The sequence below is a fragment of the Pseudonocardia sp. EC080619-01 genome, from assembly GCF_001420995.1.
Classification (GTDB): domain Bacteria; phylum Actinomycetota; class Actinomycetes; order Mycobacteriales; family Pseudonocardiaceae; genus Pseudonocardia.
Genome location: NZ_CP012185.1, coordinates 224,235 through 248,798 on the forward strand (window position 1 = coordinate 224,235; position 24,564 = coordinate 248,798).

Below are 24,564 nucleotides of genomic sequence, written 5' to 3' on the forward strand. Positions count from 1 at the left end.
CAACTGTGGGTGGTCACACCGCCCGCATCGCGACCCCGTGAGAGTCCGTGGCCGAGCCCGCTGAACGGCGACATCTTCAGCAGCAGAACGTTCTGTCTTCGTCGAGCCCTCGACCCTGAAGATGAACACGATCAGCGCCGGGTCGATCGGCACTTCCGATCTGACCACATCGCTGCCCACGTCGTCGAACGGTGTCCAGACAGACGCGCCAGTTGGTCTTCGGGTAATCTTGGCTATTGGCTATTGGCGTGCCTGCATAGAAGGCACAAAGTCTGCCGGATGTTGCTGGGGCAGACAGTAGAGGGCGTCGTAACCGGCGAGGACGTCGACGGCGATATGGGCGGTGGCGTGCCGGATGGCGGTGGGCCCGGTCGCGCCACGCGCCGTCCGCAAGTCGAGCAACACCGGCCGTTCGCCGTGTCCGGCGTCGACCACCGCGCGCTCGATGCTGCCGGGCGCCTGATCCGGTAGCGGTTCGGTGTGCAGGGCTATGCCGTGGCGCTGAGTGCTGTCGAGCGCGAGGCCGGTAGTGGTGCCTCCGAGCGCGGTCAGACCGATCACGACATAGTCCTCGCCGAGTTCATCGGCAAGATAGGTCCCGGCCGAGGGCGCGGTGACGCCGGGCAGGAAGGTGAACGGGACTCGCTGAAGATGGCCGTTGTGGGCGAGGGCGACGACACGCTCCTCATCACCTGCCAGCTCGCGGATCAGCCGCACGGTCTCGGCCATGTAGACATCGCGTGAGGACACGACGCGCGCCGGTGGGTCGGGTGCGAACAGCACCGCGAACTCGCGTAGCTGCTCATCGAGGCGCAACGCTGCGCGGGCATGGTGCTGGGCGATGCGGTGCTCGCGGGCGAGACCAAGAGTCTCGACGCTCTGCAGCAGGCGGGCCAATGTCGCGGTGGCGTGGTCGCGCGTAGCGGCGTCGAGCTGCCCGTAACGTTGCGGAGCTCGCCCGTTGTTGTCCGAGGTGTAGTGACGGGTCGCCGCGAGCGCGGAGTCGACCAGGGACACCGCGTGCGGGGCCCACACCGCCAGGTGCTCGCGGACCGCGCGCAGCGCCGGGTCGGGGGAGCCACCCGAGCCGGGCAGGTCAAGGCCGACGAAGCGCACCACGCCGCCAGCGCGGTTGTGCTCGCGTAGATCGCGCAGCAACTCCTGGACCTCGGCAGAGTCGCCGGCGCGGAAGGTGAAACCGTCACGGGCGAGATGCTCGACGTCGTGCTCACCACCACCGGCGCGCAGCCAGGCGTCGACCAGAGCCCCCTCGGCGAACCCGGACTCGAGCGCGACGACGCCGAAGCCGAACTCGCGAACTAGAGACTGTACGAGCCGTGCGCGCAGCGCACCGAACTCCTGGACGCCGTGATTGTTCTCCCCGATCGCCACGACGCGGGCGTCGCCGACCACCTCGGCCAGCGCGGCCGGGTCGTCGGGAGCCATCCAGCGCACGGAGTCGGGCAGACCGGGCAGCATGTCCATCCACGTCATGCTCTCTTTCCAGCTGGACGGCGTCGAACGATTTCGGGCTCGGACACGCGGCCTCGGATCTCGAAACCGATCGATCCTCGACTCGCCGCGGACACAGATGCCCGAGGTTCCAGTCGTTTGCCGCTCGAGATCGGAGATACCCGCGGCTGCCTGCCGGCTCGACGAAGCTCCGAGGCCTGCCCGCTATGGCGTGACAATCGCGAACCCCGGGTCGGGAGGGTCGAGCACGCCCAGAAGCCGACCGAGAGCCTGCTCGTCGCCGTCCACGACCATGCTCCCGGAACTCACCATCTCGCTCGGCTCGCAGCGACCGGACAACAACCCCGGAAGGTCACCTCGGTCGATCTGAATCCGGGCGTCGGGCGCCGTACGCGCCCCGCCAGGCCCGTGGATGAGCGCCCCATTGGTCAGCCTGCACCAGTAGGAGTCCTGAGCGTCCCGGCCGGTGACCGTCCAGTCGATGCCGACCTGCAGATCCCACGCTCGCGGCCCGTCCACCTGGATCGCGACACCGTCGAACAACTGCCTCACAACGAGCGCAGCCATCATGTCCGCAGAGGCTGCCACCGTCAGTGTGCCCACCGGGGCGCCGCGAAGCTCGAGAGCGCCGGTGAGGTAGAAGTTGCGCCAGGTCCCGTTCTCCGCACCGTAGGCGAGCTGGTCGAAGGCACAGGCCTGGAGCTCACGGGCGTCACGGTGGCCGGGATCGGCGAAGACCAGGTGCCCGACCAGTTCAGCGACCCAACGGTAGTCGCCCTGCTCATAGGCGCGCCGGGCGACCGACATCAGCGCGCCGGGTCCACCGACGGCGTCGACGTAGCGACGGCCCGCCGGCTGCGGCGGATGGCCCCACAGATGGGCCGGGTTACCGTCGAACCAGCCCATGTAGCGCTGATAGATCGCCTTCACGTTGTGGCTGATCGAACCGTAGTAGCCGCGGGTGTGCCACGCCCGATCGAGTGCCGGGGGCATCTCGAGCGTCTGGCGATCTCCGACCCGACCAGCCCCTGGTTGAGCAGCCGCAACGTCTGGTCATGCTGGTAGGCATACAGATCGCGCTGCTCGGCCAGCAACTGCTCAATCTGCTCCGGTCCCCACGTCGGCCAATGGTGGGAGGCGAACTCGACCTAGACGGAGTCGACGAACAGTTCGATGGTCTCGCTCAGGTAACGGGCCCAGACATGCGCGTCGCGGACCACGGCGCCGCGCAGGGTCAACAGGTTGTGCAGGGTATGGGTGGCGTTCTCGGCCATACACACCGCCCGGTGGTCGGGGAACAGGAAGTTCATCTCCGCCGGCGCCTCCGCACCGGGGGTGACCTGAAAGACGATCCGGACACCGTCGATGCTCTCCTCCTGCCCGGTGCGGGTGACGTCGCGGGTCGGCGGAACCAGGGTCACGGTCCCGGTGGAGGTGGTCATCCCGAGACCGGCGCCCAGCTGACCGGCCGGCCCGACCGGGAGGGCGGCGCCGTACATGTAGGCCGCACGCCGGCCCATCGCCGTCCCGGGGAAGACGTTCTCCGCCACCGCGTGCTCGACGAAACCGTCGGGAGCCAGGATCGGCACCCGCCCGGACGCGACGTCACCGACCACGCCCCGCGCGCCGCCGAAGCGCCGGGCCGCCCCCAGTAGACGGTCCGGCGTCGAGCCGAGCACGTCCGGGCCGAGCGATGTCGAGTCGACGTGTCTTGGGCCAGTCCCGCATCCAGGTGTTGGCGGCGGCGTAGATCGTCGTGTTCAGGGCGCGGTCGCCGCCGCAGTTGAGCCGGCGCCACGGACCGCCGCCGCCGTGCCGAACCACCGACGGAGCGCGGCACGCAGATCCCCAGCGCCACCGACAGGGTCACCCGCCCACGCCACGTACTGATCGGGACGCACCAACACCGCCGCTGGCTGCTCTTCCTCAGGCGACAACCGCAGCACCTGCACCCGGTCGGTCAGCGCCTCGAGCACCGCTGCAGCGTCCCCGCCCGGGGTGCGGTCCAGCAGCAACGGGTGTCCCGCAGCCAACGCTGCCCGCGCATCCGGCCCCGGATCGGTCAACAACCGTCCGACCAGCGGGTGCGCACCCGGCCCCGCCCCCATGTCGTAGGCCAGATCGGAACCCGCAGTGAGCGCGGCGAGCCGGTGCAGCGTGGCGTCGTCGGCGAGCAGCTCCGTGAACAGCTCGCGCAGTGCGGTGACCTCCGGTCCGGGCATCAGCAACGCGTTCAACGAGCCCGCGTAGACCAGGACCCGGCGGGCGGCGGGCCGCCGCTCGGCGTCATAGGAGTCCAGCAGCTGTTCGGGCATGTCCCCGGCGACGACGGCCGCGAGCTTCCAGCCGAGGTTCACCGCATCCTGCATCCCCAGGTTGAGCCCCTGCCCACCCGCGGTGTCGACGTGCGCGGCGTCGCCGAGCAGGAGAACCCGCCCGGCACGGAACCGCTCCGCGTGCCGATTCTGACCGCCCTCGATCCGGCGCAGAGGATGCGGGCCCGGGCCCTCCGGCGCGTCGAACGCCACCTGCGTCCCGAGCACCCGCGCCACGCGCTCCCGCAGCTCGTCGAGAGTCATCGAGCCCTCGGCGCGCGGTCGGTCCCACTCGGTGGCCGACAGCAGCGGCGCCCGGTCGGGCAACGGCGCCCAGCTCACCCCGCCGCGATCGGTCCGCACCCCGACGAAGGGCTCCAGCGTTCCGAAGCCGGGCACCACCAGCCCACCGGTGACCGGATCCAGATCACCCGGATCGACCCGGACCGCACCCAGGGCCGAGGTGGAGCGGTCCTGCCCGACCCCCGGGAAGGCGATCCCGCTGCGCTTGCGCACGGTGCTGTGCCCACCATCGGCCCCCACCACATACCCCGCGGAGAGCTGATAACCCCCGTCGGGACCTTCGACATCGAGCCGCACCTCGTCGAGACCGGGCCGCAGATCGACCAGCCCGTGCCCCCAACGGATCTCGACACCGAGCTCGACGGCCCGCTCGGCCAACACCTCGACGATGTGGGGCTGAGGCACCGGGACGACCCGCAACGGGTGGTCGGTGAGCCGACCCAGCTCCAGCGCCAACCCCGCGAAGGTGTAGCCGGGCGCCGGCGGCACCGGCCGAGAATCCCCGGTCAGACGAGCGATCAGCCCGCGCCGTTCGAGCACCGTGACGACCTGCCCGACCAGTCCGTTGGCCTTGGGCACCGGGTCCGGGCCGGGCGCCTTCTCCAGCACGACCGGCCGACAGCCCGCCAGAGCGAGCTCGCAGGCCAGCATCAGCCCGTTCGGCCCTGCGCCGACGACGACAACCTCGATCATGACGTCCCCTCAGGGTCGGTGGGGCGGGCGGCCGGTTCAGCGAGTCCCGCGGTGAGCCGTTCGAGGGCGTCGCGCAGCACCGGACCCATCGGGACCGGACGCACCCCGCCCAGACAGTGCGTGATCGTGACGTCCACCGCGGCCTCGACGGCCGCAGCGACCAGCTGCGGGTAGGTGTCGCGCACCGCATCGGTCCCGGTCAGCGCCGCGACCGCGGACGCGAGCTCGTCTCGTGCCGCCGCACTCGCCCGCGCCAGCTCTCCCTGCAGGGCAGGCTCGGCCAGCATCACCCGCACGGCCGCAGCACGCTCGGGATCCGGCACCGACCGGTCCGTGTCGCCGGGCGCGAACTCGGCCACCACTGCATCGATCAGCGCCGCACGCAGCGAAGAGCCCGCCGCGAGGCCGGCCAACGTCTCGGCCACCCGCAACATCCGATCCACGTGCCGCCCCGAGATCGCCGCAGCCTTACTCGGGAAGTAGTTCCGGAAAGTGCGCGGGGACACGCGTGCCCGCGCCGCGATGTCCTCGACCGTCACCGCCGACCACCCCCGCTCGGTGACCAGCTCGACCGCGGCCAGGCTCAACGCGTCCCGGGTCTCACGCTTCTTCTGCTCCCGCAGTCCCGGCTTCGGTGTCGTGCTCACGGCCCCACCTTACAGGAAAATGCCGGGTCGGCAAGATTGCCATAACGGCAAATAAGGGTGATATCCGTCGGACAGCCCGATCCGCACGCGCCCTGCGCCGACGCCGACCGGTCGCACCTCGAGACAGCACTCCGACCGTCAACGCGGCGAACTCCCGGCCAGATACTCGACGGCGCAGGACCGCGCCGCGGGCGGCCATCCAGAGACCCCGCGCATCGGAGAACTCGCACGACCAGGTCTCAGCTCCGACGGACCACCACGATCTCGCCGCCGGCGACCGACCGTGACCACAACCCACCAGCACCGTGCGCAACTCGCGCCCGAACCGCACGGTGCCCCCGCGTTACCCGGCATCGATCAGGATTCGAGAAGCCCCACATCGGCCGGCCTCGCTAACGTCCACATAGAACACACCGACCGGCTCCCAGGGAGAACGCAGATCCACCACGTCCGAGACGGCCACCCACGGCGACGGATTCTCCGAGCAGGAGCGCCTCGCCGTGCGCGAACGCGCGGCAGAGCTGAGGACCAGGCCGGACGGGATCGAGGCAACAAGGCGGCCGCCGCCGAGGCCGACGTCCTATCGAAGATCGCGAACATGGCCGCACCCGACCGCGCGATCGCCGCACGTCTGCACGCGATCATCACCAGCAGCGCGCCCAGCCTGTCGCCGAAGCTGTGATACGGCCAGCCCGCCTACGCCCGCGCCGGAAAGGTCGTGTGCTTCTTCCGCAGCGGCCACGACGACAAGGAGCGCTACTCGACCTTCGGGTTCACTCCGGAAGCCGGCCTCGGCGACGGCGGCCCGTGGCCCACCTCCTACGCCGTCACCACACTGGACGACGACGCCGAGAACACGATCACCAGACTTCTCGCGAAGGCCACCGGCTGACGCCGCCCTCCAGGGCGCATGACACCGCGGCACCTGTCGACAGCCGCGCCGCCCGCGGACCTGTCCGCGCCGAACCCACCCGGCCCCGCGGATCATCGCGGCCCTCGACAAACCCAGGCCAACCCCGCGATCTTGACCGATGGCCGCGCAGGAAGCCGACCCAGACCGGGTGCTACTGCGTGCCGGGCGCTCGCCGCACCGATCTCCGGCGTCGGCCGCCGTGAGCGGCCAGGCCGCGCCGCCACCACCTGCCCGCTGCCCCCGTCGGGAGCGGACAACCCACACCTCGCCGCGGACAATGGAGAACAGGGGATCCGGCTTCCGCACACACACGCCGAGAGCGACGGACGGCTCCCCACTCGCTCATGATCGACCAGCGGGTGGTGAGCTCGCCGTAGATGATGAAGGTGATGCCGTGCTGGGCGGCGGCGAGTTCACCGGGCAGCGGCGCCGGTAAGCGCTGCTCGATGACCTGCGATGCGACGTCCGTGTCGAAGATGATTCGTCGCACGTCAGGCGATGCTGGAGCGGCGCATCCGGCGAAGGTCGGTGAGGAAGTCGTCGAGCTCGGCGTCGTCTTCGAAGATTCCGTCCTGAGCGAGTTCGTCGATGCTGGTGACCGCCTTAGCGTTGGCGAAGATCTCGTCGACGGTCGGGCCACGCCTGGGGGAGGGCGTCGGGCCCGGCTGCGTCGCCATCGCTCCCTCCTCGATCGGCGATCGGAACTCCATCGACGATAGCCGCGGCCGCCGTCGGCAGGCCGGACGACACCCTGCTGGCGGCAGCTGAGTGCCGAACGCTGGTGGTCACCGGCTGGGCCAGGGCGATCAGATGCGCTACCGCGAGTTCATCGACACCGTCCTCGGCGAGGAACTCGGGCTGCGCAAAGGACGCCGGTTCCGCACCGCGCTGAAGCGGCCCGGGCTGCCGCACCACAAGACCCTAGACATCGGCCAGCAGCCGGGACCCGACACCGGAGTCCACCCCGTCCCCGGCAGCGGTGACAATGATCTTCAGACGCGCGGCTAGAGCCTGCACCTGGAAAGTGTCCTCTCGACCCGCCGGGCATAGCCCTCAGCAAGCAATGTCCTACCTTGCCACGGGGCACATTCTGCGTTCAGGTCCCTGAACAGCCTTCAAGATCATGAAGAACCAGGGTTAGCGAGCACCACGCTCGCGCTGCCCCACCGCCTCCACCGCGACCGGGGCAGCTAGCTCCACGGCGAGCAGCACGTCATGGAAACGATGCGGTCGGCCCAGGGTTGCGCGGGTCGCGAGACGTCCGATGCCCCCGAGGGCCATCAGGCCCGCGAGCAGTCGCATCCGGCCCAGGTCGGGTTCGCTGGCCGTCGTCGTGTCGAGCCAGGCCAGACCGTAGCCGGGCGAACACAGGTCCCATGAAGCGAACGTGTGAGTCCACCGTCGGGTTGCCGATCATGCCGGGCTCCCCGCGTGCCCCACCGAGGAGCTGAACCCCTCCGATCGCTATGCACGCCCATCCGGCGACCCGTCCCAAGGTTCTCAACGCTGACATGACCACCATCCTGGCGCAGGGGGCAGGGCCTCTGGTTCGCCGACCGCGAAACGGGACGTAGCAGGCGTGACGAGATCCGCCCAGCGAGTCAAGCTCGTCCGCCCGCGCACTGCACAACGGGATCACCGGTCGAACGTGCGGCCGCTCGGGTGTAAAGAGCGCCGACGACGGCAGCCACAGCCACTACCAGCAACAGGGGATGTAGGACGTACCTCGGCCGGGGCCGTGAGCCACCTGGCCCTCCGGAATTCGCAGCACGAATGACTCCACGGAGGGCACCGGGAGCACCTCTCCCCGTCGCCTCGACCGATGGGGCACGATGACCCCATGAGCAGCAAGGCAGCACGGCGTCCCGGCTGGGTCCGGCCCGTCGCCGTGCCCGACTCTCTCGACGAACTCGACGAACTCGACGAACTCGACGGAGCGCTGAGCGGACCGGTCGGCCTGCCTACCCGCATGTTCTGGTCCGGTCCAGCACCGGAGGCCGTCCGCTGGGATCTCTCCGACCCCGACCGCCGCCGCGATCTCTACGAGATCGTCCTCACCCACGGCGACCTCGACGACGTCAGGATGCTCGTCAACCGCCGAGCGCTGCTCGATCAGTGGACGGACCTGTACCTGCCTCCCTGGATTCGCGAGGCCTGGCGCCCGCTGATCGACAACGCCGACACCGCGGCATGACATGAGCCTGGGCCCACTCCAGAACATCATCGCCACGACGGCGCTCGCCCTCCCGGAGGCGCGCACGCTGGCGCTCGCCGGCGGCGGAGCGATGATCGCCCACGGCTACACCGAACGCAGCACACACGACATCGACCTGTTCACCGAGATCGACGACGACGAGGCCGTGCGGATCGCCGTCGCGCTCCGCCTCGCTCTGCGCCATCGCGGGATCGAGATCCGAGACGCAGCTGAGCCTCGCGACCACCGGTTCATCGCCGTTGCAGCCGACGGCCGAACAGAGTGTCTCGTCGAAATCTTCGCCGACGGCGGGCGACTCCGTCCCCGCGTCGCGCTCGACATCGGCGCCGTCCTCCACCCGGAAGATCTCGCGGCGGACAAGGTGCTCGCGCTCTGGGCACGAGCACGACCCCGCGACTACCACGACGTCGCCGCGCTCATCGAACGCTTCGGCTACGACCGGCTCCTCGAACTGGCCGCGGAGAAGGACGCCGGCTGGGCCGAGGACGGCATAGAGCCAGGATCGATCGCAGGACTCGTACAACTCTTCGAGCAGTGGAACACCGAACTCCGAAATGCCTCACCGTGACGATCGAGTGGATCACCCCGCAACCGACCGAGCGGATCATGAGATCGCTGAAGTCCGAGTTCAGATGCATGGGCGCGGCAGGGTTCGAACCTGCGACCCCTCGGGCGTCAAGCGCGCAGGCCGCATCCAATAGGGCACCTACCAGCAACAACAGTTCACGTGCGGGACTCATGAACCGCGCTGGCCTCGTCAGTGCTCGGGGTTTCGCAGCACGGTTGATTCCACGGAGCAGGTCAGCGGCTACCGGTTCGGGCGGCGGCCGCGGCTCTGCCGTGTCGGTGAGGCGACGAGGACGCCCATGCCGAGGTACTGCTGCGCCAGTGCACGCAGACCGCTCCCCTCGATCAGCTCGACCCGGCCATTCTCGGCGGCCTTGGTCCAGCACCCGCTGGAGAACCATGACGTCGTGATCAGCACGGCCCGGCCAGCGCGCTTCTCGTCCATCGCGCCGACCAGCTCCCGGATGTGGTTCACCCCGAGTACGCGCGTGTACTTCTTGGCCTGAACGATCGTCAGCCCGCCGACGAGCGGGTCCGGGTTGACGACGACAGCGTCAACTCCGTCGTCGCCCTTCTGGTTCGTAGTCCAGCCCTGCAGCCCGCGCGCCTCCAATAGCTGGCGGACGAAGTGCTCGAACTCCGTAGGCGTGATCTTGGTCAAGTCAGTCCGTGAATCCATCTCGGCTACGCCGTCAACACTCGCCGTGAATGCGAACCTAGCCAGATCGAAGTCCCGTACCGGTGTGACCGCCTCGACCAGGTGCGGATGGTGCGAGACCAGTGCGTTCAGGTGCTCCAGGCACTTCTGCGGGGTGACGTCGCGCAGGCTCAACCCCAGGTACGCCTCACGCTCAACACCGAAGCTGATCAAGCATGGATACTCTCGCTGGCCTGTTGCTGGGCTGATGGAGTGCACATGCCCGCTCAGCTCGACGTTGACCAGCTCCGAGTCGGCCTCGAACAGGTCCCGCATGTACAGCAGCGCGATCTGGCTGACCACCGACCGGTAGACCTACGCGATCTGGCCGGCCGGGCGCGGCTTCTCCTTCGTCGTCGCACTCGACACGACGTAGTTGTAGGAGGCCACGGTGGGCACGACGTCGACGGGCGGGAGCTCGAAACGGACATCCGCTTGCTCCCCCAGAGGGTTGTAGGCGACCTCGACCTGGTGCGGGACGCTGCAGGGCAGCTGGGTGCGGTCGAGCACCATTTCCACGTACTCCTGGACGCTCTCCCGATCTCGCTGGCTCACGCGCTCTGCAAATGCTGTCACAGCGGCGTTATGACGGTTGAGTTCCTCGCAGTGCGCGCGTACCACCTCCGCATGACGAGCATGCTCTTGATCGACCCACCGCTGCCGTAGCCGCTCCTGCTTCTCGTGAGAGTCCAGCGCGTGCTCGTAGTCCTGTCGAGCCTGCGCAACCCGCATCGCGTGCCGAGCCCGACCACCGAACAGCCCTGCGAGCGCTCCCGGCTCCGGCAGATCTGTCCATTCCGGCCGTGGGATCGGCACGGCCCGGCCGCCGAGATCGAGCGCCGCCAGCGGCCGCCACTGCCGCACGGCCGACCTCCTCGGGCCTCGCCTCCTGATCGCCCTCGGGTTCGGGGCCAGCGTCGCCCTGATCATGTTCGGACTGATCCTGGCGGTGGCCGGATGAGTAACCCCGACGCCATCACCGCCGCCGTCCGCAACGTGCTCTACGTCCGGCCCGCCGACACCGACCCGGACCGGTGCTGGCCCGACGGGTGGTGCGAGCTGTGCGGCACCGCCGACGGCCAGGTCCTCACCCTCGTGCACGTCGATGACGGCGCCCCTGTCGACGCTCACCTGGAGTGCGGCGAGACCCGTGGTTGCATCCTGCCCGCCTGCGCCGGCGCTGACGACCTGTGGGGGGCGCCTGCGGGCACTGCCTGCGAACCGTGGTGCCCATCGTGGGCCGCCGATTCGGAGGTGCCCCGGTGACCGCCACCGACCCGACCGGTGCCCGCCGGGCAGCGGCCGACGTCCGCGCCCTGATCCTGCGGGTCGCCGAGACCGTGCACGGCGCCACCCTCACTCACCGGCCCGTCCCCGGCTACCGGGTGCTCACCGACACCGTCCTCGAGGATCCGCTCGCCGGGGTCCGGGCCGCCGACCTCGTGCACCGGGCCGCCCTGGCCCAGGTCCGTGATCACGCCGACGCCGCCCGCGCCGCCGGCCGGACGTGGGACGAGATCGCCGACGCCCTCGGCATCGCCGACGGCGATACCCCCGCGCAGAACTCGCCTACCTGTGGCTGATCGACGACCAGCCGCTGCCCGTCGATCCGAGGATGTAACGGCGGTCCTCGACCTGGTGGCGCTGCAGCGCCTGCGGCGAGCGGATCACCGACTACGGACCGTTCGAATCGCACCCCGACGACCGAGAAGAAGGACACACTCCGGACTGCGGTCGGTACGCCGCGGACCTGTCCGCATACCGGGCGGGGTGGGAGACGTGACCCGGCCGTGGATCCGACACCTCGTCGTCGCCAGCGTCACGATCGTCGCCTTGGTGGCCGCGATCGTGTCCTACGCGCACATGTTCGAGCTGGCCGGCGGTCCGGCGAGGGATGGCGGGCGTGGCTGTTCCCGCTGTCGGTGGACGGGATGCTGCTGGCCGCGTCCCTGGCGATCGTCGACCGGCGCCGCGCCGGACTGCGTGCCGGTTGGGTGCCGTGGGCCGGGCTGGTGCTCGGCATCGGGGCGTCGCTGGTCGCGAACGTCGCAGCCGCGGAGCCGACCGTGACCGCGCAGGCCGTGGCGGCGTGGCCGCCGGTGGCCCTGGCGGTCTCCATCGAGACGCTGGTCGTCGTCCTGCGGGGCAGTACGCCCACACCTGTCCCGGACAGCCGAGGGTCCGCGGCGGTCGCCGGTACCGGGCAGTCGGCGGCCGCCGACGCGATCGAGCACCAGGTCGTCGCCGAGCGCCATCCCGTGGACGACACCGGCGACGGCCCGGAGCTGGTCGTTCCGGAGCCGGACAGCCCGCGGGACTGGTGGGCACACGCCGAGCCGCTGCCCGCTCTGGCCACCACCATGGTGCTCGCGCTGGCAGTGCTCGCCGTTACCGTGCTCGCCGTCGCGGGCTGGTACCGCTGGACCCGCACCGCCGGGACCGTCACCCGGTGGGGCAACCGGATGCGCCGCACGGTCGATGTCGCCACCGGTGTGGAGCTGGCCCGCGTCGCTTCCGGCCCGGCGTTGCGCCGCAAGGCCGCCGTCGTTCGGCCCTCGCTCGGCGAGCGCACGCCCGACCGATCGCAGGACCACCTCGAACAGTTGATCACGCACTCATCTCGTCCCAGTTAACCGCTCAAATACGGCAACCGACCACTGATCGAGATAGGTGGCCCGTCACTGGTGGGCGAATCTACTCTTAAGGCGCTCCCCGGCATGCAACATCGCAATTCTCCCCGCCCCCGAATGACGGAGAACGTCATGATGCGCAAGACCGTGCGGTTCTACGACCTGCAGGTGCTCCCGAAGGACAGCAACGAGAGTCGGCCCATCGCGCCCGGCTTCTGGACCGAGCTGCTTGGGAAGGTCACCGACCAGCAGGCCGAGGTCGACAGTTCAAGGTCCGCGGAAAGATGCTGCACGGCGAGGCCCGCACCTGCGAGGCCCCGCTGCAGCGCTACTTCTACGTGGGCAAGGTCCGCCCGAAGGCGGACTGGCCCGACACCCTCGACACCGACGGCGCCGTCGGGCACCTGGCCGCGAACCTGCAGGACGAAGTTCCACTGGAGAAGACGTACGTCATTCCGTTCGGCCACCAGAACCGGATCGCGGTCCTCACCATGTCGCAGTCCGCCCCCCGCGTTTCCTCCCTGGAGGACTGGTTCACTAAAGCGGCCGGCCTCGACCCCAACACCACGCTGCTGAACCTGGTTCCGATCCTGGACCCACGGATCAGCGAGAAGCTGGAGCAGTCGACCGGTGCCACGATGTTCGAAGTGCACGTCGAGCCCCACGCCGAGATCCCCGGCGGCGGAGGAGAGGTCGGTGACGCGGCGCGCTCGGCGAAGAACGTGTCGACCGAGACCGACCTCGTCCTGAAGTGGAGCCTCGCGAACCGAGGCGGGAGTGCAACGACCACCTCGGATCTCCTGCACGCCGCCCGGTGGGCACGCGGCGAGTGGGCCAAGCGTGCAGTCGTCAGCCTCCAGCTCGACGACGGCGACGGTCCCCGCATCGAGCAGTACGACCTCGTGACCCACTACTTCACCAGGTCGGAGAAGTTCGACATCGTCGACAGCGAACGTCCTGCGGAAGAGTTGGTGGTCCATGGTATCACCGACGCCATCGAGGCGTTCGGTCGGGCGTTCGCGTAGTACCGGAACGGACGGCCGACCGGACGACGAAGCGGAGGCCGACATGCACACTCCTGGCGAGGCGCCGCACTGGGTCGTCCGGACGTATCGCGAGGCCGTCGGTTGGGTTCAGGACCACCCGCACTGGGTGTCCCTGATCCTGGCCGGCGGGGTCGCGCTTCACGCGGTCAGCAGCTTGAAGTGGACCCGGCTCTCTCCGTACGCATTCTTGACCGGCTCCGAAGACCCCCAGATCAGCGTTGCCGTTGCCATTTTCGCCGGGACGGCCGGCGCGGCGGCGCTGGTAGCAGGCTTCGCCGGCGTCGTACTCGTCTTCACCATCGGTGCGGCCAGCCCCCGCCTCCGGACGTTCCGACACCGTGGCGGCGGTTCCCTCCGCCGGAACTGGATCGCGGTCGTGACCGAGCCGTTCGTCGCCACCCTGCTCGGGCTGACGGCCGCGGTTACCGCGACGACAACGGGCCGGGGAGTTGCGCCGTGGTTGTTCGAGCTGGCCGTCGTACTGCTGGTCCATGCCGCCGCACGGCTGATCTGGATCCTGCACGAGCTGGTCGAGATCGTTGCCGTCGACGACCGGATCCTGGACCGGAAGGACCGTGAGGTTCCTCTCGATCAGCTCTTCCCCCAGTAGCACAACTTCCCAGACTTGCCTCATCTTGCAGGTGCGGAGCCCGCACCTGCCGCAGGCCGTAGCGCGGCGCGCCTCGCCCACCCCCCCGACCAGCACCCGGACTATGGTCGGCATGATCCGCGCGCTGCCCCGCCCCGGCTCAATCCGCCCCCGGCCCGCCCGGCTGGAGACGAAGACCGCCGCGCTCGCCGACGCCCCATCCGCCGCGGCGACCGCGGGCACCGTGCTCGCCCACACCGGGGCCCACACCGCGGGGCAGCACGAGTCCCCCGAGTTCGACCTGTCCGGCGACCCGGAGGGCAACCGTGTGGGCGATCGTCGCCGTTACCGGGGTCCGCGACGACGTCAACGACATCATCGTCCCGGGCGCCTTCCGGACCCTGGCCGAGCGGGCGATGAAGGGCGTCAAGGGCCACGACTGGAACCGGCCCGTGCTCCGCCAGATCAAGGCCGTCGAGCTGCTGCCGGGGGACCCGCGGCTGCCCGACACGCTCGCCGACGGCCGGACACCCTGGCCGCACGACGCCGGGGCACTACTGGTAAGGGCCGCTACATCCTCGGCACCCGCGACGGCCGCGACGCCTACCAAGAGGCGAAGGCGTTCGACACGACCAGCGCCTACTCCATCGACTACAAGGTCACCCCGGACGGCGCGAAGATCAGCGCGGGCACCCGCCGGATCTACGACCTCGACGTCTACGAGTTCTCGCCAGTGCTGCACGGCGCGCACCGGCTCGCCACACAGATGGCGATCAAGTCCGGCCGCCCGGACCGGCTGCAGGTCAAGGCCGCCACCGGCGGCAGCCGCATCCGGTCCGTCCTGTCCCTCACGACGTGCCTTGTCTGCGGTGGGCCCGCGTCCGGCGGCCTCGGCGGCCGCCGTGCCGACAGCGGTCTGGTGTGCGCGAACTGCCTCGCCGAGATTGACGGGCTGACCGACACCCTCACCCCCGACGACGTCCACGCGCTGCCCGACTTCGAATTTCTCGAGGCTCCGCGCCTCGGGTTCGCCGACCCGATCACGTGCGGGCTGTGCGGGGACATCGCCGGGGGCGCGGTCGACCGGATCGCCGACGACCAGGAATGGATCTGCCCGGACTGTGTGGCCGCCGTGACCGACCTCGGCGACCAGCTCGCCGCCGACGCCGACACCGGGCCGTCCGGGCTCGCCGAGTACGCGCAGGCGCTGCGCGACGAGAAGCCGCTGATCGCGCTGCCCGACGGGACCCTGGTGCGGGACCAAGCTGCACGGCAGGGGCACGGGTGGGCGCCCGGCGCGGGAGGTCGAGCGCAGCCGTAACGTCAGACCGCTCGGACGTCCCGCCCCGTGCTGCTACGTACGTAGGCGGCGGATCTGTCCCTCAATGGCCTCGTACATGTCGAAGTTGCGCTCGGCCAGCAGCTCGACCAGCTCGTCGAACACCTGCTCCAGTTCGACCGGCTCGTCGGGGTTGTTGACCTCGTAGCAGGTGATCGCGGGCGTGAACGGGTTCGAGTCAACGAGCAGCACGTACAGGCGCTCGAACTGCTCCTCTCGATCGGCAGGGTCGCTGCGCCGGGTGAACAGCCGGAAGCGGGGAAACACGTTCTCGAACGTGCTCTTGCGGCGCGTGGTCCCGTCACCGGCCGCCCCCGCGTCGAGGAAGAAGAACCCGGCGACGACGGCATAGGGGAACCGTCGGTGCAAGGTCGTCGACTCGAACAGCAGGTCGCCGCGTCGGTTGGTCAGGTTCTTCTGGAAGTGTCCGCCGACGCCGTCCCGGAACATGATGGTCTTGACCGAGCAGGCGAGCAGCAGCCCGGACTCCTCGGTTGCCCAGGTGACGTCGACCTTCTTCGCGCCGATGCCTCCGGCGAGCCGGCGTTCCGCTCCGGACACACCCACTTCACCGTCGGGTGCCGGCCGGGCGCCGGCCATGCCCCGAGCGCGCAGCTCTTGCCCGATGGCGAGTGCCAGAGTGTTGCTGATCTTGTTGCCCCAAGGCCCCTTCTGGCCCTGCAGGGCAGTGTCCTCGGGCTTCGGGCCGGCTGCCTTCACAGCCTCGGTCAGTAGGTCGTCAATCCGAGCCACGAGAGCCCCTTGCGACTCGACGAGCGGTCAGCTCGGCGTGCGCTTCGCGCAGCACCCGAACCTCACTACGGGGCATTCCCAACTCTCCGACCAGCAGCACGTCATCGACCAGCTTCGCTGCGCCGAGCAGCTTGCCACTGCGCAGCTGGCCTGCCACCTGCGGACGGATCGCGCACAGGCGATCCCGGGCCGCGTCGACAAGCGCCGCAGACGGGACGGGCAGCCGATCGGCTTCCCGCGGCTCCAGTTTCAGCATCCCGCCGCCGTACGCCCGCCCGACGGTCTCGGCTCCGACCAGCGTCATCGACGTCAGCGCGGCCAGCGGGAGCAGCGACGTACCCAGTTCCCGGACCTCAGGGCGCAGGTAGACGCCGTGCACGGAGTTCAGGTGCCGGGCACCGGCGGCGTTCGTTGTGAGTCGCGGGGTGTCGGCGTTCATGTAGGTGATCAGCATGTCGGCCGGTTTGACCAACGGCACCCGCCACCATGGCTTGCGGACCCTGCACTTGTAGGCGAGGTGGACGTTCGCCGTCTCGCCCGCCTCGATGTAGTCGAGGGCAGCCGGGGAGGGCGTGCCCTCCGGCCGAAACAGCCATGTCGCTGATCCGCTGCGGCCGAGCTCATTCCAGGCGGCCGTGCTGAACGAGAGACCGCGCAGGTGTCGGCTCCCCGGGGGGCTCAGCCTCACCAGGTCCGAGGAGGCCAGGCCCAGCTCGGCGGCGCGGGCCGGTGACAGCGTGAAGTACCGGTTGTTCCCGGTGACCATCCCGAGCGTGGTGTCGCCCCAGGTCTCCAGCGGGGTGAACTCGTCGCCGGAGATCAGCGTCGTGTACGCGGTCAGGGCATCTGCCGACAGCAGCGACGGCGTCCACTTGTCCTCGGGGCGCGCCGGGCGCCACGTGCGGCCGGCGGAGATCGTGGCCAGCTCGGCGGCGTTGCGGGCTTGGTAGATGCTGGCATGTTCGGTCGGGCCCTGCTGGTAGCCGTCCGCGAGTAGCAGCACGACCTCCTCCAGCACGCCCGGGAACACCCGCTCTGTGAACATCACCAGGTCGACGCGCGCGAACTTCTCAAGCAGAAATCGGCGCACCTCGGCGGCGTAGTTGACACTCAGCAGCTCCGCTGGCAGAACGAGCCCCATCCGGCCGCCCGGTCGCAGGAACAGCGCAGAGTGCACGGTGAACGCCGCCCACGATGACGCCAGGTTCGTCAGCGGCACCCCGGCGCGAAGTGCGGCGGCCCGCGATCGGGTCCGAGCTTCGCCTGTGAAGTCCTGGTACCGCACGTAGGGCGGATTGCCGATCACTACGTCGTAGGACCCGGTCGGCTCGGTGCAGAAGAAGTCCCCGGTCTCGATCCGGGCGTCGACCCCGGCCTCCGCCAACAGGTCCCCCGCAGCGCGAGCAGACGCCTCGTGCAGTTCGACCCCGTCCAAGGCGCCCAGGTAGAGACCCAGCTGGTCCGGGCCGCGCAGCTCGGCCAGCCGGTCGACGGCGGCAAGCAGGAACGACGCCTCACCGCACGAGGGCTCAAGTACTCGGTCTGACGTGCTGCGGACGGCCCAGTCCGTGATGTAGCGAGCAACCGGCTCCGGGGTGAAGAACGCGCCGCGCGCCTTGCGCAGTTCCGCCGTGTCGAGCGCAGCAGACGGGGAGGGCACGTCGCGCATCTTGCCGTACGCACAACCTCGCGTACGGCCCGGCTCGCCGCTGACGAGCCACCCGAGACGAATCGCTCCGCAAACTTGATGATCCCCGGCAGCTAGCCCATTCAGCAGCTAACGCTGCACCGGGTGCCGCGATTCCAACGGCGAAGGGCCGCACCGGGCGGCTCTGGTCACCGGGGAGACCAGCACAGATGCGCGCAAGCAACCAGCACCGCGTACACCGTCTCGGCCGCCGCGCACTCCGTGCTCTCGTGCCCGCGACCTTGGTCATCGCCCTCGGCGTGAGCGCCGCGCTCACCTTCACCGAGCTGCCTTCGGCCCCCGTCGCTCAGGCCGCCGGCCCGATCGACGCGACCGCTGCTGCGCCCACCCCGGTCCGCCGACTGGTGCCGCCGCCGCCGCTGCCCGCACGGGTCATCCCGGACTTTCCGCTGCCCCAGCCGGTCACCACCGAATCCGAGCCCGTCACCTACACCTGCGATCCGACCGGCGACCCCGAGTTCGGCGACCCCGCCAACCCGCACCTGATCACCAACAAGGACTGCCCGGCCCTCAACGCTGCCAAGGAGCAGGCCCAGCGCGAGTACCTGGAGCAGCTCAACAGCGACGTCGTCGGAGACCACCGCGAGTACACCTGCTCCGACCCCAGCAGCTCCGACTACGGCACCGCCGCGTGCGGCACCGACGCCGACGGCGATGGCCTGATGGACGGCGGCCCCCTAGACACCGACTGATAGCAGTGATGGGGATCAGCCGCGACGTAGCGTCCGACCATGCCGCTCGACTTCCCAACTCTGGTCCCGCTAGTTGTGTCCGTACTCGGCGCCCTCAGCGTCGGCTCGCTGATCTTGCAATGGGCCGCGAGCGGGAAGGATCGTAGGGCTGCACGCGCCGAAGTCCTCCGCGCGCTCGGTGCCGTCGAGGCTGCCCGATGGAAGTTCTCGGAGCGGGATGCCTATCAAAATCTGCGCGACGCGATCCGCGATCTTGAGACTGCGGCGCTGCTGGCCCGAGTTCCCCGTCGAGTGCTCATCCCCTACTCCGAGCTGTCAATCGCCTCTCTGTGGTGGCTCATGGAGGAAGCCGACCTAACCGAGCCGGTCGGGCTTGACCTGCACATCTCAGACGCAGTGCACGACGCGGCCGAGATCGTCAGTCGCGCGACCTGGGAAACGCCAGCCACACGGTGGGCTTGGCTCGAAACCCGACTCACAAGACTTGAACAGTCTGTCGCCGCCGTCGACGATGACCGTTTTCAAGCCAAGATCCGTTCCGCTCGACGAGGCATCTGACGGAGTCGGGCCCTCTGATTATGTATCAAGAACCCACGCTCTGACCAGGCAAGACGGTTCGAGTGAGCGCAAAGTGAGTTCGGCAGTCCACCCGTAGGACCGGCTGACTTCGACAGTAGCTTCCGCGGCGGCCGGCTTCCTCGTCGTCGCTACATCGCGAACCCACCTGATCCGGCCAACGTCCACCCTGCCCGCGACTCACAGACGGTCGTTCGAGACGCACCCACCGGTGGGGTAGGTCTCGGCCGCTGGCAAGGTCGTCGGGTGCTCGCGCTAACTCCAGCTCCTCCGCCCAGACCTGAGCCCCCTCCCGCGGCGCCAGCTGTGCCCGTCCCGGATTCCCCGCCACAGAATCCGCCGGTAGAGCCCGATGTCGCGCAGTTGGTCTTCGATGGTGGCGACTGGATCACGCTTGGCATCGGACTCCTGGCGGCAGCGCTCGCGACCTTGACGTGGATCGCCTCCCGCCGGTCTGCAACCGCAGCCGCGGAGTCCGCTGCCGAGGCCGCGAAGGCGAACGAGGAGGCCCGGACGGCGAACAAGATCGCCGCCGAACAGCTTGCCCTGGGCAAGGAGCGTGCTGCGCAGGAGCAGGCCGAGGCCGCCGAGCGGGCTGCGGACCAGGCCCGCCTGATCCAGATGGACGTCGCGAACTTCGGCGGGATTCAGGTACGAATCCTGAACCACAGCACGTTGGCGATCACGCACGTGCGACTCACCAGCGTCGTTGGTACGGCTCATCCGGACTGGACGTGGCGCCTGAATCGCGCCGTCATGGGCAACCGTCTGGTCCGACCGTCGGTCGCGCCGGGCAAGAACGCGAAGTTCTTCCTCGACTTCGCGGACCCCGCTGGGGGCGAGCACCACTCCGCCGGTGAGGAGTACGAGATCACGTATCGCTTCACCGATGCGCAGGGGGTTCGCTGGCAGCGCACGGGCAGTGGCTCCCCTCAGCAAGTCGATCGCGACGACACAGACCTCGACGAGTAGCCGGCGCCCCTCGACCTATCGCCGTCCGCGTAGGAGCCAGCCCGGGCGTGTGTGCGGTCCCTCAGTTCCCGGTATCGACTCCGGCACGGCCGCGGGTGGATCCGGCGCGCCCCATGGCGACGTGCCGTCGGCCAACTCGACCCGGCCGCGGTCGACATCCGCGCCCCACTCTGTCGGCCCCGTCGGCGCCAGCGGATCCGGCCACGGCGTCCCGGGCGCCCACTGCACGGAGTCTCGTGCGGCCGCCGACCCTGGGTGCGGCCACGTCGTCTCCGCGCCGGCCGCGCTGTGCTTAGTCATGTCGTTCATGGTGACCCTCGAGCGGTCCGGCGAGGTGGAGGCGCGACGGCCTGGTGGCCGGCGTCGAGGGGATCGGCACGACCTCTCATCGCCACCGTCGATGCGCGAACACTGGGGCTTCCCGGACCACCGGAGTCATGGTATTCATGAATTACTACACACTCATGGATGGGATCCGCTATGACGACCACCTCTACCCCGCGCCGCGCGGCCGCCACCCCCAACGGCCAGTGCTGGTGTGACTGCGGCGGCACGACCAAGCCCGGATCGTTCTTCCTGCAGGGCCACGACAAGCGGGCCGAGCGCTACCTCGCCGCGATCAACGGGGCACAGAACATCGCCGAGCGCCTTGCCGCGCAGGGATACGTCCCCGGGACCGGCGGGAGCCTGCACGCCGCGACGCTCGCCGCCGACCCGACCTACGAGCTGTGCGGCCGCGCCCGCCCCAACGGCGAGAACTGCCGCGTCATCGGACACGGCGCCGGGATCCGCCGACACCGCGCCGACGACTCCCAGCACGCGCCGACGACCGACTGAACCGTCAGCACATCAGCATGCCGCGGCCAGGCTCCGGACCAGCCGGCGCCACCAGCCCGCGCACCGCAATCAACCTGGACACCGACCCGTACTGCGGCGGCGGACTCACCGTCGCAGTACGGACCCGGTCGCGCCCGTCGCACCCGCAGCCCGGACCTCGGTCGCGACCATCGTGCTCACCTACTGATTCGCCGCGGCCTCCGCACGTTCAGTCATCGACGCCTGCGGGAGCCACGACAAGGTGCCGCTGAACTGCACACCGGCCCAACAACCGATGATCAGCGGCGCGTCGGTCGCCGTCGTCACCGACGGTGCCTGCACCGCCGCCGGATGTGAGCCGGACTGTGCCGTCGCCGCCCCGGACGGGGCCCGTCGAGCGCCCCCGCGTACCGCAAAAACAACGCGACGATCATCGTCTCCTCGGACCACGTCGCGGTACTGACGTAGGTGCCTGCCTCGGAGCACTCCCGGCGCCACGTCGACAACTGCGCGTTCCGATACTGCGACGCCCCGGGCGACCCGAGCTTGGACCCGACCTCCGACCGCGACCCGGCGCCCGCACCCGACATCGTCGGGCCGGCCACCGTGCCGTAGGCGTTGCCGACCACCTCGGTGAGGACGTCGTCAGCCTGCGCCCCAGGCACCGTCACCGAGGCCGACCCGATGCCGGCACCAGTGAAGGCGCCCCACGAGGACTGGAGTCGACATCAGCGCCCACCACCCGAACGCACCCGCGGCCACCGCTCCGGCCACAACCTCTCCGCGGTCGACGGCGGCGGCTGCAGATCCAGTTGCGCCCGCCCGGACGCATCCTCGAACACCTCGTCAAGGACCGACATCCAGACTTCAAGCCGTGGTCACGCTCCGCCCGCTCCGCCTCCAACCGCTCGCGCGCGGCCGCGTAGATCCGCCGCACAGCGACCCGCGGCGGCCGCCGGCGACGCCACCGCCGCAACGACACCCCCGCCTTGCCCTGCAGCTCCAGGTCACACATCGCCACCGTCACTGCGTCCCGGCCGTCCTCCAACGCAACCGCGAGCTTGCGGGTCATGCTGTCCGACGGGCGGACCTGACCGCGCTCGAGACACCGCACAGAGTCCTCCGAGACACCGGCCTTCGCCGCGAGCTGAGCCTGCGTCCACCCCCGCGCGCAACGCCGCGACCACAACTCGTAGCCGAAGCTGCGCCGCAGCCGAGCCCGCTCCTGACCCGTCACGCGACCCGGACGCTCTCGCGCGCGCGTAGATCCGGAATCTCCTTCCGGAGAGCCAGCTGCGCGGACGCGCGTTGACCGTGGTTCGCTCACTCCGGCCGCCTCCTCACCGACTGCTGCGTCGACCAGAACGTCGCTTCATGTCGGAGCTGCACGGGCGCCCAGTCAAGCCGGACCAGTCCGGGTCGCCAGCCGTCGCCGTCGCGGGCGACCAGACCGATCGCGAGAAGGTGCGTGGCTGCGGCCACCACCTCGTCGACCGACACGATGGCGCCGCCCACGCGCGACCAGACGCGGCCGCACAGGCCGTGCTTGAGCAGCGGCAGCTGGTCCAGCTCGGCAGGTAGCCGTCCTCGCCGACGCGCACGCAGAACACCGGCACCTCGCCGCGCAGGAACACCCCGGCCAGGCCGCGGCGCCCCAGCTCGGACAGCAGCCACCGGAAGCTCTCGACGTGGTTCACCACCTGGTGGACGGTTGGGCCGATCGGGTCGTCGGCGCCGGTGAGGTCGACGGTGGCGCGGGTGGCGAGCGTGTCGGTGACGTCCTGCTCCAGGTCGGCGAGGATCGTGGCGCCGAGGTGGTGGCCGTTCGTCGCGGCGCTCACGACCTCACCCCGAGGCGGGCGGCGGTGACGGCGCGGATCTGCGGGTGGTCGATCCGGGCGAGCAGCGCCGGGATGGACTAGCCGAAGCCCTCGGCGAATTCGACAGGGTCGCCGGTGGCGATCAGCAGCGCGGCCATGCCCTCGGCACATAGGCAGCCGCGCTCGCGGGCTTCGGGATCGGTGGGCTCGGCGAGGATCTGCCCGACCGCGCGGCGCCCGATCATTCTCAGGAACTCGCGGTGGGCGGCCCCTTCGCTGGCCCGGTCGGCGACCGAGGTCGAGTAGACCTCCGCGAGCCGCTGCAGGGCGGCGGAGACGCCGAGGTGGCCCTGTCGCCGAAGCGCAGCAGCTGCAGCGTGTGCCGCAGCGTCTCGTCGCCTTGACGTTCCCGTTTGTCCGCGAGCGGCGAGCACAGCGGCCCGGAACCGGCGCCGCACGGCCGTGCACACGACGCCGTCGTAGCCGCGCGGCATCCCGTTGAAGAACCCGGCCCAGTCCTCGCGGCTCACCTCGAGCGGGGTGCCGCGCTCGCCGTCGCGGCGCAGCGCGGCGACCAGCTCGGCGGGCAGCATGGGCGGATCGGCGGGCCGCGGGATGCGGTCCAGCCGGACGCCGGGGGTCGCGGGGTCGGGCCGGGCGTCCGCTCGCCACTCGAAGATCGAGCCGCCCGAGTCCGGGTTGATGCTCGGAGGGGCGACGGCGTACCTGTGCCAGTGCTGGATCAGCTCGACGCCGGGCAGCGCCCCGACCAGTTCGACGCCGTCCGGGACCAGGCCGAGGTACTTGCCGCTCACGTCGTCGCCGCGACTGGTGATCTTGAAAGTCGCGGGGAAGGAGACACCGGTGTCGGCCTCGATCGCGGACAGGGTGGCCGCGCCCCGCTTCACGACGCCGCCCTTCTCGTAGTCGTCACAGTCGACCGCGACGCGGTGCGACATGCCGATGCCGATGTTGCCGCGGGGCGCCATGTGGATCCACTCCGCGATGTCCGCTCCGGACGGGACGGTGCGGCCGCCGCCGGTGACGCCGCACGGTGGCGGCGACTTCTTGCCGCGAGGCAGCGGGAACCCGCTGGTCCAGCCGGCTCGGTAGAGGTCCCAGGCGGCGGTGGCGAAGCCCGGGACCGAGGCTGCGGTTCGAGCCGGCCTTCCGGCCGCGGGGGTGTCGACCGCGGTCATCGGGTCTCCTCCGTGAAGTTCGTGGTGATGGTCAGAGACCGGGTCTTGCCCCCAGGCGAGACTCACAACGGACTCACAAGCGGTCGATCCTGACCTTGACGCAGCCCCGCTCTGGGCAGACGCACAGGTCAGCGATGGAGCCGGAGGTCGGGATCGAACCGACGACCTACTGTTTACAAGGCTGTCCACGGCGGTAGCGCCGCGCTGCGACTTGCCGGTCCATGCACACGGAGCGTTCCACCGGCGGATCGCTTGCCGCGGATTGCAAGAACATCGGTGTCATTCCGACCCAGGAGTGTGGACCCGATGACGGAGCTCGCTGCTGGTGAGCCCGTGGACCTCGAGGACTGTCACCGGCGGACGACGCCGCGACATCCTCAGGCCTTGGGCGGTGCGGCCCGGCCGCAGGCGAGGGAGGACGCCAAGTACTGGGTGCACGTGCTCCCCGAGACCCGCAACCGCGGCCACGAGGACGGGCACGGTAGAGGTGGTCCGGGCGGGGTCGGTGACTGCGCAGATGGGTGTACGTAGGCGGTGGCCACGCCTAGCCTGTTGGGCTACTCGGCAACTGGTGGTGGCCGGGTCGGATGGTCGGGAGCTG

At 69.9% G+C, this 24,564-nt stretch carries 25 protein-coding genes and 2 pseudogenes; 14 read left to right on the forward strand and 13 right to left on the reverse strand.

Annotated features, from left to right (window positions below; translation table 11 throughout):
* Positions 1–240 precede the first annotated feature (240 nt).
* The 4 genes and pseudogenes from AD017_RS29195 to AD017_RS29215 all read right to left on the reverse strand — a co-directional run bounded on the left by AD017_RS29195 (position 241) and on the right by AD017_RS29215 (position 5,431).
* The gene (locus tag AD017_RS29195) at positions 241–1,485 is read right to left on the reverse strand and encodes an erythromycin esterase family protein (RefSeq protein ID WP_227012914.1); all 1,245 of its coding nucleotides are present in this window, start codon (positions 1,483–1,485) and stop codon (positions 241–243) included.
* A 192-nt stretch (positions 1,486–1,677) separates the two neighbouring features.
* A pseudogene (locus AD017_RS33800) lies at positions 1,678–3,107 on the reverse strand (alkyl/aryl-sulfatase); the annotation flags it as partial.
* 126 nt (positions 3,108–3,233) lie between these two features.
* On the reverse strand, positions 3,234–4,784 hold the full coding sequence (locus tag AD017_RS29210) for an FAD-dependent monooxygenase (protein ID WP_060576842.1): 1,551 nt from the start codon (positions 4,782–4,784) through the stop codon (positions 3,234–3,236).
* Complete coding sequence (locus AD017_RS29215) at positions 4,781–5,431, reverse strand: TetR family transcriptional regulator (protein ID WP_060576843.1); 651 nt, start codon at positions 5,429–5,431, stop codon at positions 4,781–4,783. The genes AD017_RS29210 and AD017_RS29215 overlap by 4 nt, the downstream gene beginning before the upstream one ends.
* A 500-nt stretch (positions 5,432–5,931) precedes the next feature.
* Here AD017_RS29215 and AD017_RS29220 point away from each other — a divergent pair.
* Positions 5,932–6,323 (forward strand): annotated as a pseudogene (locus AD017_RS29220) (DUF1801 domain-containing protein).
* A 512-nt stretch (positions 6,324–6,835) separates the two neighbouring features.
* Here the strand turns inward: AD017_RS29220 and AD017_RS29225 are convergent.
* Positions 6,836–7,021 carry a hypothetical protein gene (locus AD017_RS29225; RefSeq protein WP_145984138.1) on the reverse strand — a complete coding sequence of 62 codons (186 nt, stop codon included), beginning with the start codon at positions 7,019–7,021 and terminating at the stop codon, positions 6,836–6,838.
* A gap of 133 nt (positions 7,022–7,154) precedes the next feature.
* Here AD017_RS29225 and AD017_RS29230 point away from each other — a divergent pair, with 133 nt between their 5' ends.
* Positions 7,155–7,352: a hypothetical protein gene (locus AD017_RS29230; RefSeq protein WP_060576847.1), complete on the forward strand. Its 198-nt coding sequence runs from the start codon at positions 7,155–7,157 to the stop codon at positions 7,350–7,352.
* A 129-nt stretch (positions 7,353–7,481) separates the two neighbouring features.
* Here the strand turns inward: AD017_RS29230 and AD017_RS37585 are convergent, their stop codons facing one another.
* On the reverse strand, positions 7,482–7,715 hold the full coding sequence (locus AD017_RS37585; protein WP_082538422.1) for a DUF4345 family protein: 234 nt from the start codon (positions 7,713–7,715) through the stop codon (positions 7,482–7,484).
* A gap of 469 nt (positions 7,716–8,184) precedes the next feature.
* On the opposite strand from AD017_RS37585, the gene AD017_RS29235 reads away from it, so the two are divergent.
* On the forward strand, positions 8,185–8,538 hold the full coding sequence (locus tag AD017_RS29235; protein ID WP_060576849.1) for a hypothetical protein: 354 nt from the start codon (positions 8,185–8,187) through the stop codon (positions 8,536–8,538).
* 1 nt (position 8,539) lies between these two features.
* Positions 8,540–9,127 carry a nucleotidyl transferase AbiEii/AbiGii toxin family protein gene (locus AD017_RS29240; protein ID WP_060576851.1) on the forward strand — a complete coding sequence of 196 codons (588 nt, stop codon included), beginning with the start codon at positions 8,540–8,542 and terminating at the stop codon, positions 9,125–9,127.
* A gap of 240 nt (positions 9,128–9,367) precedes the next feature.
* Here AD017_RS29240 and AD017_RS29245 read toward each other — a convergent pair whose 3' ends face one another.
* Both AD017_RS29245 and AD017_RS29250 read right to left on the reverse strand, forming a co-directional pair.
* On the reverse strand, positions 9,368–10,126 hold the full coding sequence (locus AD017_RS29245; protein ID WP_060576853.1) for a restriction endonuclease: 759 nt from the start codon (positions 10,124–10,126) through the stop codon (positions 9,368–9,370).
* A 12-nt stretch (positions 10,127–10,138) separates the two neighbouring features.
* On the reverse strand, positions 10,139–10,687 hold the full coding sequence (locus AD017_RS29250; protein ID WP_145984141.1) for a hypothetical protein: 549 nt from the start codon (positions 10,685–10,687) through the stop codon (positions 10,139–10,141).
* Positions 10,688–10,780: 93 nt separating this feature from the next.
* On the opposite strand from AD017_RS29250, the gene AD017_RS29255 reads away from it, so the two are divergent.
* The 6 genes from AD017_RS29255 to AD017_RS34805 all read left to right on the forward strand — a co-directional run bounded on the left by AD017_RS29255 (position 10,781) and on the right by AD017_RS34805 (position 15,409).
* Positions 10,781–11,089 (forward strand): hypothetical protein, encoded by a 309-nt coding sequence (locus AD017_RS29255; protein ID WP_060576856.1) that lies wholly within the window; start codon positions 10,781–10,783, stop codon positions 11,087–11,089.
* On the forward strand, positions 11,086–11,406 hold the full coding sequence (locus tag AD017_RS29260) for a hypothetical protein (RefSeq protein WP_060576858.1): 321 nt from the start codon (positions 11,086–11,088) through the stop codon (positions 11,404–11,406). Before AD017_RS29255 ends, AD017_RS29260 begins: the two co-directional genes overlap by 4 nt.
* 207 nt (positions 11,407–11,613) lie before the next feature.
* Positions 11,614–12,456 (forward strand): DUF2637 domain-containing protein, encoded by an 843-nt coding sequence (locus AD017_RS29265; RefSeq protein ID WP_227012915.1) that lies wholly within the window; start codon positions 11,614–11,616, stop codon positions 12,454–12,456.
* A gap of 281 nt (positions 12,457–12,737) precedes the next feature.
* Positions 12,738–13,478: a hypothetical protein gene (locus AD017_RS29270; protein ID WP_060576863.1), complete on the forward strand. Its 741-nt coding sequence runs from the start codon at positions 12,738–12,740 to the stop codon at positions 13,476–13,478.
* 127 nt (positions 13,479–13,605) lie between these two features.
* Positions 13,606–14,109 (forward strand): hypothetical protein, encoded by a 504-nt coding sequence (locus tag AD017_RS29275; protein ID WP_145984143.1) that lies wholly within the window; start codon positions 13,606–13,608, stop codon positions 14,107–14,109.
* Positions 14,110–14,221: 112 nt separating this feature from the next.
* A complete protein-coding gene (locus AD017_RS34805) occupies positions 14,222–15,409 on the forward strand; it encodes a hypothetical protein (RefSeq protein ID WP_145986098.1) in 1,188 nt (395 codons plus the stop codon).
* A gap of 33 nt (positions 15,410–15,442) precedes the next feature.
* Here the strand turns inward: AD017_RS34805 and AD017_RS29290 are convergent, their stop codons facing one another.
* Together AD017_RS29290 and AD017_RS29295 are read right to left on the reverse strand one after the other, a co-directional pair.
* Positions 15,443–16,180, reverse strand: a complete 738-nt coding sequence (locus AD017_RS29290; protein WP_227012916.1) for a hypothetical protein — start codon at positions 16,178–16,180, stop codon at positions 15,443–15,445.
* Positions 16,167–17,849 carry a class I SAM-dependent DNA methyltransferase gene (locus AD017_RS29295; protein WP_060576871.1) on the reverse strand — a complete coding sequence of 561 codons (1,683 nt, stop codon included), beginning with the start codon at positions 17,847–17,849 and terminating at the stop codon, positions 16,167–16,169. Before AD017_RS29295 ends, AD017_RS29290 begins: the two co-directional genes overlap by 14 nt.
* Positions 17,850–18,097: 248 nt before the next feature.
* Here AD017_RS29295 and AD017_RS29300 point away from each other — a divergent pair, with 248 nt between their 5' ends.
* The 4 genes from AD017_RS29300 to AD017_RS29315 all read left to right on the forward strand — a co-directional run bounded on the left by AD017_RS29300 (position 18,098) and on the right by AD017_RS29315 (position 20,965).
* On the forward strand, positions 18,098–18,580 hold the full coding sequence (locus AD017_RS29300) for a hypothetical protein (RefSeq protein ID WP_060576872.1): 483 nt from the start codon (positions 18,098–18,100) through the stop codon (positions 18,578–18,580).
* Positions 18,581–18,619: 39 nt separating this feature from the next.
* Positions 18,620–19,138 (forward strand): hypothetical protein, encoded by a 519-nt coding sequence (locus AD017_RS29305; RefSeq protein WP_060576874.1) that lies wholly within the window; start codon positions 18,620–18,622, stop codon positions 19,136–19,138.
* A gap of 324 nt (positions 19,139–19,462) precedes the next feature.
* On the forward strand, positions 19,463–20,128 hold the full coding sequence (locus AD017_RS29310; RefSeq protein ID WP_145984145.1) for a hypothetical protein: 666 nt from the start codon (positions 19,463–19,465) through the stop codon (positions 20,126–20,128).
* A gap of 480 nt (positions 20,129–20,608) precedes the next feature.
* Positions 20,609–20,965, forward strand: a complete 357-nt coding sequence (locus tag AD017_RS29315; RefSeq protein WP_060576878.1) for a hypothetical protein — start codon at positions 20,609–20,611, stop codon at positions 20,963–20,965.
* 646 nt (positions 20,966–21,611) lie between these two features.
* Here the strand turns inward: AD017_RS29315 and AD017_RS37590 are convergent.
* The 3 genes from AD017_RS37590 to AD017_RS29335 form a co-directional block, all read right to left on the reverse strand.
* Entirely contained in the window at positions 21,612–22,271 is a 660-nt protein-coding gene (locus AD017_RS37590; protein ID WP_369821708.1) for a multiprotein-bridging factor 1 family protein, read from the reverse strand.
* Between the two features lie 13 nt (positions 22,272–22,284).
* Entirely contained in the window at positions 22,285–22,785 is a 501-nt protein-coding gene (locus AD017_RS34810; protein WP_145984146.1) for a hypothetical protein, read from the reverse strand.
* A gap of 77 nt (positions 22,786–22,862) precedes the next feature.
* Entirely contained in the window at positions 22,863–23,963 is a 1,101-nt protein-coding gene (locus AD017_RS29335; RefSeq protein ID WP_060576885.1) for a bifunctional DNA primase/polymerase, read from the reverse strand.
* Positions 23,964–24,564: the final 601 nt, after the last annotated feature.

Excerpts from the sequence above, each read along its gene's own strand:
- AD017_RS29195 (WP_227012914.1), bottom strand. The coding sequence starts at position 1,485 with ATGGACATGCTGCCCGGTCTGCCCGACTCCGTGCGCTGGATGGCTCCC.
- AD017_RS29210 (WP_060576842.1), bottom strand. The coding sequence starts at position 4,784 with ATGATCGAGGTTGTCGTCGTCGGCGCAGGGCCGAACGGGCTGATGCTG.
- AD017_RS29225 (WP_145984138.1), bottom strand. The coding sequence starts at position 7,021 with ATGGCGACGCAGCCGGGCCCGACGCCCTCCCCCAGGCGTGGCCCGACC.
- AD017_RS29230 (WP_060576847.1), top strand. The coding sequence starts at position 7,155 with ATGCGCTACCGCGAGTTCATCGACACCGTCCTCGGCGAGGAACTCGGG.
- AD017_RS29235 (WP_060576849.1), top strand. The coding sequence starts at position 8,185 with ATGAGCAGCAAGGCAGCACGGCGTCCCGGCTGGGTCCGGCCCGTCGCC.
- AD017_RS29240 (WP_060576851.1), top strand. The coding sequence starts at position 8,540 with ATGAGCCTGGGCCCACTCCAGAACATCATCGCCACGACGGCGCTCGCC.
- AD017_RS29255 (WP_060576856.1), top strand. The coding sequence starts at position 10,781 with ATGAGTAACCCCGACGCCATCACCGCCGCCGTCCGCAACGTGCTCTAC.
- AD017_RS29270 (WP_060576863.1), top strand. The coding sequence starts at position 12,738 with ATGCTGCACGGCGAGGCCCGCACCTGCGAGGCCCCGCTGCAGCGCTAC.
- AD017_RS34805 (WP_145986098.1), top strand. The coding sequence starts at position 14,222 with ATGATCCGCGCGCTGCCCCGCCCCGGCTCAATCCGCCCCCGGCCCGCC.
- AD017_RS29295 (WP_060576871.1), bottom strand. The coding sequence starts at position 17,849 with ATGCGCGACGTGCCCTCCCCGTCTGCTGCGCTCGACACGGCGGAACTG.
- AD017_RS29305 (WP_060576874.1), top strand. The coding sequence starts at position 18,620 with ATGCCGCTCGACTTCCCAACTCTGGTCCCGCTAGTTGTGTCCGTACTC.
- AD017_RS29315 (WP_060576878.1), top strand. The coding sequence starts at position 20,609 with ATGACGACCACCTCTACCCCGCGCCGCGCGGCCGCCACCCCCAACGGC.
- AD017_RS29335 (WP_060576885.1), bottom strand. The coding sequence starts at position 23,963 with ATGACCGCGGTCGACACCCCCGCGGCCGGAAGGCCGGCTCGAACCGCA.